The 12,249-nt window shown below is 71.1% G+C and carries 10 protein-coding genes and 1 pseudogene; 4 read left to right on the forward strand and 7 right to left on the reverse strand.

The genetic code is table 11. From position 1 onward, the window contains the following. The first annotated feature begins 138 nt into the window (after window positions 1-138). A complete protein-coding gene (locus tag ACWDD9_RS34660) occupies window positions 139-840 on the forward strand; it encodes a type 1 glutamine amidotransferase domain-containing protein (protein ID WP_449813824.1) in 702 nt (233 codons plus the stop codon). Window positions 841-924: 84 nt separating this feature from the next. Here the strand turns inward: ACWDD9_RS34660 and ACWDD9_RS34665 are convergent, their stop codons facing one another. The 3 genes from ACWDD9_RS34665 to ACWDD9_RS34675 all read right to left on the reverse strand — a co-directional run bounded on the left by ACWDD9_RS34665 (window position 925) and on the right by ACWDD9_RS34675 (window position 3,730). Continuing rightward, complete coding sequence (locus tag ACWDD9_RS34665; protein ID WP_449781437.1) at window positions 925-2,004, reverse strand: NAD-dependent epimerase/dehydratase family protein; 1,080 nt, start codon at window positions 2,002-2,004, stop codon at window positions 925-927. A 13-nt stretch (window positions 2,005-2,017) separates the two neighbouring features. Further along, a complete protein-coding gene (locus tag ACWDD9_RS34670; protein WP_449813825.1) occupies window positions 2,018-2,977 on the reverse strand; it encodes an NAD(P)H-quinone oxidoreductase in 960 nt (319 codons plus the stop codon). Between the two features lie 129 nt (window positions 2,978-3,106). Continuing rightward, on the reverse strand, window positions 3,107-3,730 hold the full coding sequence (locus ACWDD9_RS34675; protein ID WP_449813826.1) for a TetR/AcrR family transcriptional regulator: 624 nt from the start codon (window positions 3,728-3,730) through the stop codon (window positions 3,107-3,109). A gap of 91 nt (window positions 3,731-3,821) precedes the next feature. On the opposite strand from ACWDD9_RS34675, the gene ACWDD9_RS34680 reads away from it, so the two are divergent. Further along, window positions 3,822-5,084, forward strand: coding sequence for an NADH:flavin oxidoreductase/NADH oxidase family protein (locus ACWDD9_RS34680; protein WP_449813827.1), 1,263 nt, complete (start codon window positions 3,822-3,824; stop codon window positions 5,082-5,084). Window positions 5,085-5,394: 310 nt separating this feature from the next. Here ACWDD9_RS34680 and ACWDD9_RS34685 read toward each other — a convergent pair whose 3' ends face one another. Next, window positions 5,395-5,802, reverse strand: coding sequence for a hypothetical protein (locus ACWDD9_RS34685; RefSeq protein ID WP_449813828.1), 408 nt, complete (start codon window positions 5,800-5,802; stop codon window positions 5,395-5,397). 440 nt (window positions 5,803-6,242) lie between these two features. Here ACWDD9_RS34685 and ACWDD9_RS34690 point away from each other — a divergent pair. Then, window positions 6,243-6,845, forward strand: a pseudogene (locus tag ACWDD9_RS34690) (phosphotransferase family protein); the annotation flags it as partial. A gap of 252 nt (window positions 6,846-7,097) precedes the next feature. Here ACWDD9_RS34690 and ACWDD9_RS34695 read toward each other — a convergent pair. The 3 genes from ACWDD9_RS34695 to ACWDD9_RS34705 form a co-directional block, all read right to left on the reverse strand. Continuing rightward, a complete protein-coding gene (locus ACWDD9_RS34695) occupies window positions 7,098-7,766 on the reverse strand; it encodes a hypothetical protein (RefSeq protein ID WP_449813829.1) in 669 nt (222 codons plus the stop codon). A gap of 237 nt (window positions 7,767-8,003) precedes the next feature. Continuing rightward, entirely contained in the window at window positions 8,004-8,633 is a 630-nt protein-coding gene (locus tag ACWDD9_RS34700; RefSeq protein ID WP_449813830.1) for a hypothetical protein, read from the reverse strand. 527 nt (window positions 8,634-9,160) lie between these two features. Beyond that, a complete protein-coding gene (locus tag ACWDD9_RS34705; RefSeq protein ID WP_449813831.1) occupies window positions 9,161-10,987 on the reverse strand; it encodes a hypothetical protein in 1,827 nt (608 codons plus the stop codon). Between the two features lie 264 nt (window positions 10,988-11,251). On the opposite strand from ACWDD9_RS34705, the gene ACWDD9_RS34710 reads away from it, so the two are divergent. Continuing rightward, the gene (locus ACWDD9_RS34710) at window positions 11,252-11,974 is read left to right on the forward strand and encodes a hypothetical protein (RefSeq protein WP_449813832.1); all 723 of its coding nucleotides are present in this window, start codon (window positions 11,252-11,254) and stop codon (window positions 11,972-11,974) included. Window positions 11,975-12,249 lie beyond the last annotated feature (275 nt).

A 12,249-nucleotide genomic window follows, 5' to 3' on the forward strand; every position in this document is an offset into this window, starting at 1 on the left:
GCGCAACCTGTAGCCCCGGCCGCGGACCGCGGCTCTCACCGGGCAGGCGCCCACGATGGCGCCGAAGATCGAGGCGAACGGAACACGACGGCAGCTGACCGGAAGAGCGGCCCCGTCATCACCCAGAAAGGCGAGAACATGACCCGAGTCCTCTTCGTCGTGACGGCGGCCGAGTACTGGACGCTGAGGGACGGTACGAAGCACCCCACGGGCTACTGGGGCGAGGAACTGGCGATGCCGCACAAGATCTTCACCGAGGCCGGGTGGGAGATCACCATCGCGACCCCCGGCGGGAAGCGGCCCACCCTGGACAGGATCAGCATGGGCCGTACGGCGGGCCTGCCGGGCACCCTGCGCGAGGTCGCCGACTACCTCGCGACGATCCAGGACGTACTGGACGCCCCGGCCTCCCTCAGCGAGGTGGACGCCGACGACTTCGACCTGGTCTTCTACCCCGGGGGTCACGGCCCGATGGAGGACCTCTCCCATGACGAGGTGTCGGGGGCGCTCCTCACCAGGCAACTCGCCTCCGGCAGGCCGCTGGGTCTGTTGTGCCACGGCCCGGCCGCGCTGCTCGCGGCCGGCAACCCTGACGGCTCCTGGCCCTTCGCCGGATACCGGATCACCGCGCTGTCCAACGTCGAGGAGAAGCTGAACAGCTTCGGACGCAAGGCCTCCTGGTTCCTGGAGGACCGGCTGCGCGAGAGCGGCGCCCACTACGTCAAGGGAACTCTCCCGCTCCTGCCCCACATCGAGGTCGACCGCACCCTCTACACCGGCCAGAACCCCGGCTCGGCCAAACGGCTCGCCACGCGCATGGTGGCCGACCTGGCCGGCTGACTCGGACGCGGGCCGGGCCCGTCGGGTCTGGGCAAACGGAGCAGGGTGGCGGCCCGCGGTCCGCCACCCTGCTCCGGCTCCGATTCAGCGCTTCGGCGCTCCGGGCGCGACGAGCTGGCCGAGCATCTCCTCCATGGACTCCTGCGCGGGCCGGTAGCGCACGCCCAGCACACGACGGCTCTTGGCGGTGTCGCTGCGCAGGTCGAAGCCGATGTTGCGGCGTAGGTACTCGCGGGGGAGTTTGATCACCGGCGCGAGGGCGACCGCGAGGGGCTTGGGAACCGCTCGGCGCGGTAGCCCCAAGGCGGCTCCGTAGGCGGGAAGCAGCCTGCGGCCGAGGTCGACGATGTCGGTGGTCTCCGCCACGACGAGGTGGCGACCTTCGGCCTCGGGTAGGAAGGCCGCCGCCAGGTGCGCGTACGCGACCTCGCGGACGTCCACGACGGCCAGTGCGATGCGGGGCGCGCCGAAGCGGGCCTCGCCGCTGGCTAGCTGCCGTGCGATGGCGAAGCTCTCGCTGGTGGGGTCGGGGTTGAGCGAGGGGCCGATCACCAGGCCGGGATTGACGGTGACCAGGCGCCAGCGGTCCTGGGCCCGGGCGATCCGCCACGCTTCCTGCTCGGCGAGGGTCTTGGAGTAGCTGTAGGGCTCGTGGGTCAGCGACGAGGTCGTGTTCCAGGCCTCCTCGGTGACGATCCGGCCGGGCAGGCGCCGGACCTCCTGGGCGTCGCCGACCATCGCGGCGATCGAGCTGGTGAGCACCACCCGCTCGACGCTCGCGACCTCCGTCGCCGCGTTCAGGACGTTGCGGGTGCCGTGCACGGCCGGGTCCACGAGGTCGCGCTGCGGATCGCGGACCGTCCGGGCGAACGGCGAGGCCGTGTGGATCACGATCCGACAGTCCTGCATGGCCTCCCGGTACGAGCCATCCTGCAGCAGGTCGGAGGCGAACAGGCGGAGCGTCCCGGGTGAGGCGTCGGCGGCGGCGAGAAGGTGTCTGACCTTGTCGGCGTTGCCGGGGTCGCGGACCGCGGCGTGGACCGTGGCCCCGGCGTCGAGCAGGCCCTTCACGATCCAGCCGGCGACGTAGCCGGTGGCTCCGGTGACCAGGGCCGGCGCACTCGTGTCGACGGGCAGGTCACCGAGATCGATTCGGGTGTCCATGGGGTTCCTTCGCTCAGTCGTTGACGAGGATGATCTTGCCGATGTGTCCGCCCGCTTCCATGAGGCGGTGCGCTTCGGTGGCGTCGGCGAGCGGGAGGGTGCGGTCGACGACGAGCTTGACAGTCCCGTCCTCGATCATCGGCCAGACCCGTTCGCGTACCTCGGCGATGATCGCGGCCTTGTCGGCGGCTGGGCGGGTGCGCAGGGTGGTGCCGTGGACGGAGGCGCGCTTGAAGACCAGTTCAGCGAGGTTGAGCGGGGCTTCGAGGCCGTTCTGCAGGCCGATGACGACCAGGCGCCCGTCGGGGGCCAGGGAGTGGACGTTGCGCTGGAGGTACTCGCCGCCGATGACGTCGAGGATGACGTCGTAGGGGCCGTGGTTGGCGAAGTCCTCGGTGCGGTAGTCGATGGTGAGGTCGGCGCCCAGCTCCAGGGCGCGGGCGGCCTTCTCGGGGCCGCCGACGGTGGTGACCACGCGGGCTCCGAGGGCCTTGGCGATCTGGATGGCGGCGGTGCCGATGCCGCCGGCGCCGCCGTGGACGAGGAGGGTCTCGCCGTGCTCGAGGCGGGCGGTCATGACGAGGTTGGACCAGACGGTGGCGACGGCCTCGGGCAGGGCGGCCGCCTCGACGAGGCCGAGGCCTTTGGGGACGGGCAGGAGCTGGCCCTCGGGAACGGCGACCTTCTGGGCATAGCCGCCACCGGTCAGCAGGGCGCAGACCTCGTCGCCGATCTTCCAGCCGGTGACGCCCTCGCCGATGGCGCTGATGCGGCCGGACGCCTCCAGGCCGGGGTAGGGGGAGGTGCCGGGCGCGAGGGGGTACAGGCCCCAGCGCTGCATGATGTCGGCCCGGTTGAGTGCGGTGGCGGCCACGTCGATGACCACCTCGCCCGCCGCAGGGGTCGGGTCCTCGACCTCGGTCCACTCCAGGACCTCAGGGCCGCCGGGTTCCTTGATCGTGATTGCCTTCATGGTGCAAGTCCGTTCGCATGGGCAAGCCAATGTATTCACTGCATACATTAGGGTGCAAAGTGTGCAGTGTCAACATTCTGGGGGCGGCCGCGGTTCGCGGGACGGGCCGGAGCGGTCCGTCCCGCGCTGTCAGGCGCCGACCTGATCCGCCACCCCGGCCTCCGGCCGGGGTTGTGCCGGGGTCGCGGCGAGCAGTGCCCGGACGGCGGCGTGAACCTGGGCGGACACCGTCTCGGGGGTGGAGGTGTCGAGCTTGCCGTCCAGGTGCAGGAAGGCCAGGCCGTGGACGACGGCCCACACGGCGGTGGACAGGGCCTCGGGGTCGGAATCGGGGAAGACGCCGTGGACGATGCCGCGGACGTACTCCCATATGGCGGCGGTCGCCGCGACCCGCTCGTCGTTCGTGGGGTCGCAGGGCTCGGCGAACATCACCCGGAACAGCGCCGGACGCTCCAGGGCGAAGCGGACGTAGGCGACGGCGACCTCGGCGAGGTCCTCGGGCGTGCGGGGTGAGGGGTGCGCCGCCGCCAGGTGGTCGGCGAGCTCGACGTAGCCCTGAGCCGCGACCGCGGAGACGAGCGCGTCGCGGTCCGCGTAGTGGCGGTAGGGGGCGGTCGCCGACACCCCCGCCCGTCGCGCCACGGCCCGCAGGGACAGGCCGGCGCTGCCGTCCTCCTCCAGGAGCTCCCGGGCGGCGCGCAGGCACGCTGCGCGCAGGTCGCCGTGATGGTACGAGGCATTCGCCTGTGTCATGGGTCACCCTCTCCGATGTTTGCGGTGCCTACATTCTTTGCCTTAATGTAAACGCTGTACACATCCTAGTCGATGGAAGAGGAAGAATCAGATGGCCAGCGAACTGTTCACGCCGCTGCCCCTGGGCTCCGGGGCGGTGCTGCCCAACCGGATCGCCAAGGCGGCCATGGAGGAGAACATGGCCGGCACCGGCCAGCTCCCGGACCAGCAGCTGATCGGGCTCTACCAGCGCTGGGCGAGCGGCGGCACCGGACTGCTGATCACCGGCAACGTCATGGTCCACGCCGAAGCGCTGACCGGCCCCGCCGGCGTCGTCCTGGACGAGGCCGCACCCCTGGAACCGTTCATCGAGTGGGCAAAGGCCGGCAAGTCCGCCGGCGGGGCGATCTGGATGCAGATCAACCACCCCGGCCGCCAGGTCGCCTCCGACATGCCCGGCGTCGTCTGGGGACCGTCCGACCTCGGCGTCGACCTGGGCAAGCACAGCGGCCGCTTCGGCCGCCCCACCACCATGACCGCCCAGCAGATCGACGCCACCGTCAAGCGCTTCGCCCTCACGGCCGCGCGCGCCGAACAGGCCGGCTTCGACGGGGTCGAGGTCCACGCCGCACACGGCTACCTGCTGTCGCAGTTCCTGTCGCCCCTGGTCAACATGCGCACCGACGCCTGGGGCGGATCCCTGGAGAACCGGGCCAGGATGCTCCTGGACACCGTCCGCGCCGTCCGCGCCGCCGTCTCCCCGTCCTTCACCGTCGCCGTGAAGCTCAACTCGGCCGACTTCCAGCGCGGCGGATTCGACGCCGACGACGCCCGCCAGGTGATCGAGTGGCTGTCCCTGCTCGACGTCGACCTGGTCGAGCTCTCCGGCGGCAGCTACGAGAGCCCCGCCATGACCGGCCGCGCCACCGACACCCGCACCCAGGCCCGCGAAGCCTACTTCCTCGAACTGGCCAAGGACCTGGTCACCACCAGCCCCGTCCCGCTGATGCTCACCGGCGGCATCACCCGGCGCACCACCGCCGAACAGGTCCTGGCCAGCGGCGTCGCAATCATCGGCATGGGCACCGCCCTCGCCGTCACCCCAGACCTGCCCAACCGCTGGGCAGTCGGCCGCGAAGCCGACCGCCAGATGCGACCAGTCACCTGGAAGGACAAGCCCCTCGCCTCCGCCGCCAGCATGGCCCAGGTCCGCCGCCAACTGCGCCGCATCGCCCGCGGCAGCGAGCCCAGGCCCCGCATCCACCCGGCCATCGCCCTCCTCGCGGAGCAACGCCAGCAGCGCCAGGCCCTGCGCCGCTACCGCGCCTGGCTGCCCATGAGGCTGAAGGCTGCCGCAGGGCGCCGACACCGGTAATCATCGGCTGTGCATGCATCCTGGTCCACCCTGGCAGGCGGGCGGAGAACAGATGCATGCGCGCCGGCCGGGTCGAACCCTTCGGAACGCGGCCCGAGGAGAACGGCCAAGGTGCAAGAGGAGCCCGGGGCCCGGCGCTGGTACTGCGACGGGCCGGACAGCACGCGGCCACGCCTGGCGGCAATCCGCCGATTGCTGATGGACAGCAGGGATGGCCCGATATTGCTTCGGTGAGGCTCGCGCGCCAGAGGCATGGTTGATCGGGTCAAGCTCGCCTGGGCCTTTTAGATCTTGGTGACAACTATCCCCGCTATGTGTCGACTAAAGGCGTCAGCAACATGTAGACCGCGATCAGTGAGTCCGTGCCTCGCCACCATCCATCGGCCAGTGCTCCTACCTCCGGAACCGGTTCGTAGAGCCCGAGTCGAAGGGCGTCGACGTCCTCGCCGGTGACCTTGGTGATCTGCATGGCCCACATGGCGGCGTGATGTGCGAGCGCGACCGACTCGACCCATCCTTCGACGCTCGCATGCAGCGGCACCCATCTCTCGGCGTGGATTCCGAACTCGCCACGGGGGCCGATCATGAAGGAGAAGGGCACCGCGGTCCGCTGGTCTCCAGCCTCGAACCACCACCCGTCCGTCGGCGTCCGCTCCGGCGTGTCCGGGCGGAGGATTCTCGGTCCGCCGTCATACATCGGCGCCGGGGGAAGCAGCATGCCACCCCAACGTTCCTCGAAGGCCCTGGCCCGGTCGACTTCCGCTGCCGGAATCCCGCACTCCAGCCAGCGGCTCCGATACTGCTCGACCCCCGTGCTGCCGACTCGGAGGCCGTGCGCGGAGACGAAGGATCGAGCCCGGCGGGAGAGCCCATCAGGCGCATCGGCAAGATGACGATTCACCCGATGGACGGTACACAGTGCGGAGGTCTGAGCAGCCCCGGGGCTCCGAACCGGCGGCCTGGACGACCCTCGATCACCTCTTCGCCCTCACCCCCGTGACCTTCACGAAATGTGTGGACGGCCCTGAGGTTCCCCACCCCTCGCTGCGGGTGCGGACAGTCCTGTTCGCCTGACGTTCCCACCCACCACCGGCACTGACGTGCGGACGGGCCCAGAAGGGTTCGCGCGTGCCGCCGTCCGGATGTTGAGGTGGCACGGTGACCGATCATGACGAGGCGGCGACCGTCCGGCCGTTGGCACTGGCCTGGGTGCGCCGACACCTGGAGTCCGGCGAGCGGATCGTCGGAGCTGAGGTGCTGCACGGCGGCGCCACCGCCGACATGCGGAGGCTGATCGTCGGCACGCGGGACGGGGGCACCCGGTACCTGGTACTGCGCTCCTTCGTCGACCCGACCCGGCAGGGCCCGGCCGAGGACCTCCTGCACAGGGAGGCCGACGCCCTGACCACGCTCGCCGGAACCGGCGTGCCGGCTCCCGGACTCGTCGCCGTCGATCCGACCGCCGCGCACTGCGAGTACCCCTCGCTCCTCATGACCCACCGGCCGGGCCGGACGGTCCTCGACGACGGAGGGCAGGCGACGCGTCTGCCCCTGCTGGCCCGTCAACTCGTGGCGATCCACGCGGTGCGGCCGGCCGTCCGGCCCCGAGAGTACGTGGCGCTGACGACCGCCGACACGGTCGTGACCCCCGAGGGCGCCGACGCCGCGGCCTGGGCCACCGCGATCGACGTGATCCGCGGGCCCGCGCCGCGCTACGAAGGGCGGTTCCTGCAGCGGGACTTCCAGCCCGGCAACGTGCTGCAGATGGTGCTTTGAGGCTGGGGGCGGATGATTTTCCGCGGAAAATTCCACTGCCTCAGGGAGACAGCGTCGTCGGTCCGCACAAGGACGCCCGTCCCTGGCCCGCCCGTCCGTCCCGGCGGAGGCGGCGCGATTGTGGTCGGCCGGTCGCGACCTGACGGCCACCGCGCTTTCGTCTGCCGGGTAGCGGCCTGGGCGCCCAAGGCGGATGAGGTGCCCGTGCCCCGGGAGGTCATGCGCTTCCTGATTCCATCAGAGGGCCGTGATCGCGGCGGAACGGTCGAGCGGCGTCCGAATCACGACCTGCCGCCTCCCTCTACGCCACGACATGGGTAGCTCCCGCAGCAGTTGGTGGTAACCCGAGGCATCCCGGTACAGGGACTCCAGGAAGAGCACGTGAAGAACCACCGCCAGCTCGGCCTTGTCCGGGGCCAGGGCATGGCGGTGGGTTCCCGGCACCGGCCGGGCCTTGGACACGACGCTCTGCAGCGCGGTGACGTCGATGTCGGTGAGAGAGCCGGCTTCGGCGGCCGCGAGGGTCGTCCGGAACAAGTCCATGTCGACGGCGCGCACGTTGATCTCCGAACCCGGTGCGGAGGTCGGGGCGGGCGGCACCGGCTCGGGCGGGCTCTCCTGATGGGCCCGATACTCCAGGACGCTGCGGCCCAGCCGGGTGATGCGCGCGGCCCAGGGGGGCCGGACGCCGTCCCTGGCAAGGGCGTCGAGACGGCGGGCGGTGGCGAGCTTGGACAAGCCCTTCTCCGACAGTGTCCGCACGATACTGCTCGGCCGGTACCGGTCCTCCAACGGCTGCTCGCCGATCGTCCAGCCCTGCTTCTTCCGAGCGAGGGACTCGAGTACTGCCCACTCGTCCGAACGTAGTGTCACTTTCCCCTCCCAGAACGTGATGTGGACGGTCATCCTGTCACCCCTGGGATCCGGTGGTTGCCCTGTTCGCCGGAATCGACGAAGGAGTGGACCGGCCACCCGGCAGAGCGGCGCGCCGCCGGCGACCGGCCGTCACCGCCGGCGTCGGATCGACCGGCAGCTCACCCCCACCGCCGTCCGCCGCTCCGGACGGCCGTACCGTCGTCAACGGCGTCACTCCGCAGCCCGATGGTTCCCCACCTTCGAGTGGACCGCGCTCTCGGAACCCGTTCACCGGCACGGTCCACCGTGAACATTCCGCACGAGGACCCCCGCCGCCCCTACGTGCCGTCGCGGGCGGTCCTCGGAAGTGGACCGGAGCGGCAGCGGTGAGGCCGACGGGGCGATCCAGCGCGCCGGGAGGCACGGGCCGGTGCTGTCCGGGCACACCCGCGCCCGGACGGAGAAGGCCGGATCCTCGGGCTCCGGGCCTGTGCGGAGGTAGGCGTACTCGACGACCGTGAACTCCCGGCCGCCACCGAAGTCCACCAACCGCTGGTGCGGCGGGCCGAAGACGCGGTCGTCGTCGTCCTTGACCACGACTCGTCCCGCGTCACCGGGGAAGACGGTGAAGATCGCCCATCCTCCGAGCCACAGCGGGACCGGTCTGTCCGCCAGGGAGTCGAGCGATGTCGCGAGGACGATCTGGTTGATGCCGTCGCGATTGCTGATCGTGACCAGGCACTCGACGCCGCCGTCCCCCAGCCACACCGCGGCCGCGCGGCTGTGTCCGGCTTCGTCGTCGAGCACGATCATGTCCGCCAGGGACGGCACCGGACAGTTCTCCGGGCTGGCACCCGGTTCGGCCGTGGCGTCCACGATCCACTGCGCCGACGCCGGGGCCGGTTCCGACAGTGTCACCCCGTGCCCCGTCGGCGTCGGCCGCACGACGACGGCCGGCGAGTGCACCGTGCCGTAACCCCAACCGACGCCGCCTCCATCGTCATGCCCCGTACAGGCCGCGGCTCCCAGGGCCAACACCACCGCTGCTGCCACCTGCCCCGCCACCCGCGCCGTCCGCATCACTGCGCCTCCCCCGCGCCGTCCCTCCCTTGTCCTTCCCGCCACGGCGGGCCGTCAGCTTCCTCGAACGGCAACAGTCGCGTACCGACGCGGCGGCGATCTCAGGGAAGGGCCTCCGATTTTCCGCGGAAAATTCCGTGGGGCGGAGAGCTGTGAGGACTCGGTACGACTGGCCGTCCGCAGTGTGCCGCCTCTCCGCAGGACATACGTCCTCAGGTGCGACTACCGGCGGTCGCGGATTTTCCGCGGAAAATTCTCCGTGCGGGTCGAGGGCACTCCCGGCGGACCCGGGCGGATGCGGAGGGGCGGCCCGGTGTTCCGGCGTCCCCTCGGAGGGTCGGGCTCGGTCTCCCCTGGTGCCGGTGTCAGTCGAGCATCCGGTGTGCCGTCTCGCGCAGCTGGTCGTCGCGGTGCCGCTGGGCCGGGAAGCCGGTGCCGTACTCGCGCAGCAGCCGGCGTTCACTGGTCGCCCAGTGCGGCAGTTGCGGTAGCAGGTCTGGCGGGTAGGGCGGTCCGATCCGGTGGAGTGCCTGGAGGGCCCGTACGCCCACGGGGCGGGACGGGTCGACCAGCGCGGTCAGGACGGGGAGCGCGACGGACGGATCGCCGGCGATCCGCCAGTGGGCCTCGGCGGCGTGCAGCCGGGTCCAGTCGTAGCCGTCGTCGAGGTAGCACTCGATCAGCGGCAGCAGGGGAGCGGCGGCATCGCCCAGGCGTCCGGCCTCCTCCAGGTGTCGGCTGTTCTCGGCGAGCCGGTGCGCCAGCAGGCGCAGGACGGTGGCGGGGCCGTCGGTGAGGAGGGCGGTGGTGACGGCTGCCGCGACTGCGAGCTCGTCATCGGTTGCGTGGGTGAGGGCTTCCAGAGGGTCGAGGAGTCCGGCGTCCCGGATCGCCCAGTCGCTGAACCGGCGGACGAGGGTCCGGGTGGGGCGGTCGCGCAGCAGGCGGGTGAGGTCGGGCAGGTGGGTGCGGGCCTCCTCGGCGGAGAGATCGGTGTAGAGGCTGTCCAGGTGGGTGGCGTCCCGGTGCCGTAGGGCGAGGCGCTGGTGCTCGGGGTCGCGGGTACGGACCGCCAGCGCGGCCAGCGCCTCCGGGACCGGCTCGGGGACATCGGTGAGGAGGCGCGGATCGCCGAGCTGACCGAGGATCATCTGGGCGCGGCGGCCGGCGAGGGTGCCGGTGTGGACGTGGGGGAGGAGGTTGTCGGCGAGTGCCGGGTCGGGGCGGGAAACCCCGAACAGGCACTGGGAGATCACGTCGAGCAGGCCGCCGAGGTCCCGGAGGTCGTGCTCGTGGCGGAGGGCTTCGGCGAGCAGACCGATGGTCTCGTCCTCGCGGTCGCGCCACATCGCCGACAGGTGTCGGGCGCGGCGCGTGCCCCGGCCCTGGTGGTCCCCCTGGGCGATCCAGCCACGGGCCACGGTCGCCAGGGCGTCCGCGTCCTCGGTCAGGATCCAGATGCGTTCGTCGGTGCTGCCGATGCCCGGCGCGAACTCGTGGCTGCCGAGGTCGAATCCGGGGTCGCCTCCGGCCTCGGCCAGGACGGCGACCACGTCGACCGGGTAGGGCTCCTCCGAACGTTCCAGCAGAGCCAGAGCGGCGGCGGCGCGGACAGCCGGCACCGGATCCGTCAGGGCCGACCGGAGACGGCGGCGGGCCGCGCCGCCGTCCGGGTCGAGCAGCGTCAGGACGGTGAGCGCCTCGGCGCGGACAGCGGCGGCCGGGTCGGACACGTAGCAGGCGGTCAGCTCACGCAGCACCACGGGGACGGTCTCGCCGGTGGCCCGGCGGGCAACACGCACCGTGTTGCGGCGCACCAGCGGGTCCTCGTCGCGCAACAGGTGCAGCAGCCCGGTCACCTCGGCGGCGACCCGGGCACACCCCCGCACCTCGTCCTCGTGCTTCGGCTCCGCTTCGGTGCCTCCGCATCCGGCCAGAGCCGCCAGCACGTCCGCCCGTTCGTGGCGGGCGTGCACCGCCGCGTGCGCGAGGAAGGGAACGGCCGCCACGGCGGCCGAGGACACCGACCCCTGGTGCAACGCCCGGCCGAAGAACTCGGACAGCGCCCTGTCCGCCAGGTGCCCGTCGTCGGAGTACAGGGCGCGTATCCAGCCAGGGACGTCACGGCCGTCGCCGAAGAAGTGCCCCAAAGACGGCCAGTCGATCGTCTGCAGCTCTTCAGGTGATCTCACATCAGCCCACTCTAAGGACGGGCACGGACAGTGCCCGCAGACCGCGATGCGTGCCCGGCCCGGATCGGCAGGACGCGGTTCCACTCCCGGCGCCGAGGGGTCGGCCGTTTCGTGGCCTCACCGATTTTCCGCAGAAAATTCTGCGGCTCTTGTTCGGTCGAGGCTGTCCGCCCCTGTCATCGGTCGGCCCGCCGATCGGCTACCAGGAGAGCCGACCGGTACCCGGGGGATTCATCTCGGGCCTCCAGACGATTGAATGCCCGGGTGGCGAACTGGACACGGATGTACGACTGCTACGGGGACGCCGATCGCGTTCCCGAGCTTCTGGAACGCGTGGAACGGGAAGGCGATGCCGAGGCCTGGATGGAACTCGGATACCGGCTGTGCCTGGAAGGCGACCTCGTCTTCCCCGCGAGCTTCGCAGCCCTTCCCCGCCTCGTGCGGCTCGCGTCGAGCGATCCGCGGGCGCGCGCACTGGCCGGCACGATCGTACGGCGCGCGGCAGGGCACCACGGCTGCGACGATCTGTTCGCCGACTGTGCCGAGGCTGTCGCCGAGTTCCGTGTGCTGCTGGACCTGTATCTGACGTCGCGGCCGGACGACTACCTCGCGGCGTTCCGCGACCTGCTGGCGGTCAATGCGCAGTACCACTGGAGCGCCGCCCTGGGGGACTGCACCGACGACTTCTACCACCTGGCCTGCCCCCACTGCGCTGCGGAGGTGACGATCGCCATCGGTGACTACGGGCGCTACTCGGCGATCCGGGACTGGAACCTGGGCGACGTGGAGCGACGTGACCTGCGGCCGGCGGCCGGTGAGGAACTCTCGAGGACCGGCCGATGGATGCACGACACTGCCGTCCGGGACGGGCAGGAGGCACTCGCCGCCGGGATCAGGTATCTCTTCGGCTGTGCTGAATGCCCACGCTGTGCCAGCCTGTTCAACATCGCGGACGAGTACACGTCCGCCGAGTGCCCCGGTCCTTAGCGATCGGCCGTCCAAGCGCCGGTCCTCGCAGGCGCCGACCGTACGACAGAGCCACGTGGCGACAGCTGCTCAAGCCGTACCGAACGGATCGCCCTGCCGGGCGGCTCTCGGCAGGCGGGCACGATTTTCCGCGGAAAATTCCTCGTGCCCGGTGCGCCCACGGCAGTGACGTGTCCAGCCTCCCCCGCACGAGCGCGTGAACCGGGACCCCGACACCCTGGTGCTGCTCGGGCCCCTCCGGATGCCTTGGAATTTTCCGCGGAAAATCCTGAGGC

Source organism: Kitasatospora sp. NPDC001119, assembly GCF_053598475.1.

Coding starts and splice junctions, on each gene's coding strand:
- ACWDD9_RS34660 (WP_449813824.1), top strand. CDS start 139: ATGACCCGAGTCCTCTTCGTCGTGACGGCGGCCGAGTACTGGACGCTG.
- ACWDD9_RS34665 (WP_449781437.1), bottom strand. CDS start 2,004: ATGGACACCCGAATCGATCTCGGTGACCTGCCCGTCGACACGAGTGCG.
- ACWDD9_RS34670 (WP_449813825.1), bottom strand. CDS start 2,977: ATGAAGGCAATCACGATCAAGGAACCCGGCGGCCCTGAGGTCCTGGAG.
- ACWDD9_RS34675 (WP_449813826.1), bottom strand. CDS start 3,730: ATGACACAGGCGAATGCCTCGTACCATCACGGCGACCTGCGCGCAGCG.
- ACWDD9_RS34680 (WP_449813827.1), top strand. CDS start 3,822: ATGGCCAGCGAACTGTTCACGCCGCTGCCCCTGGGCTCCGGGGCGGTG.
- ACWDD9_RS34685 (WP_449813828.1), bottom strand. CDS start 5,802: ATGCTGCTTCCCCCGGCGCCGATGTATGACGGCGGACCGAGAATCCTC.
- ACWDD9_RS34695 (WP_449813829.1), bottom strand. CDS start 7,766: ATGACCGTCCACATCACGTTCTGGGAGGGGAAAGTGACACTACGTTCG.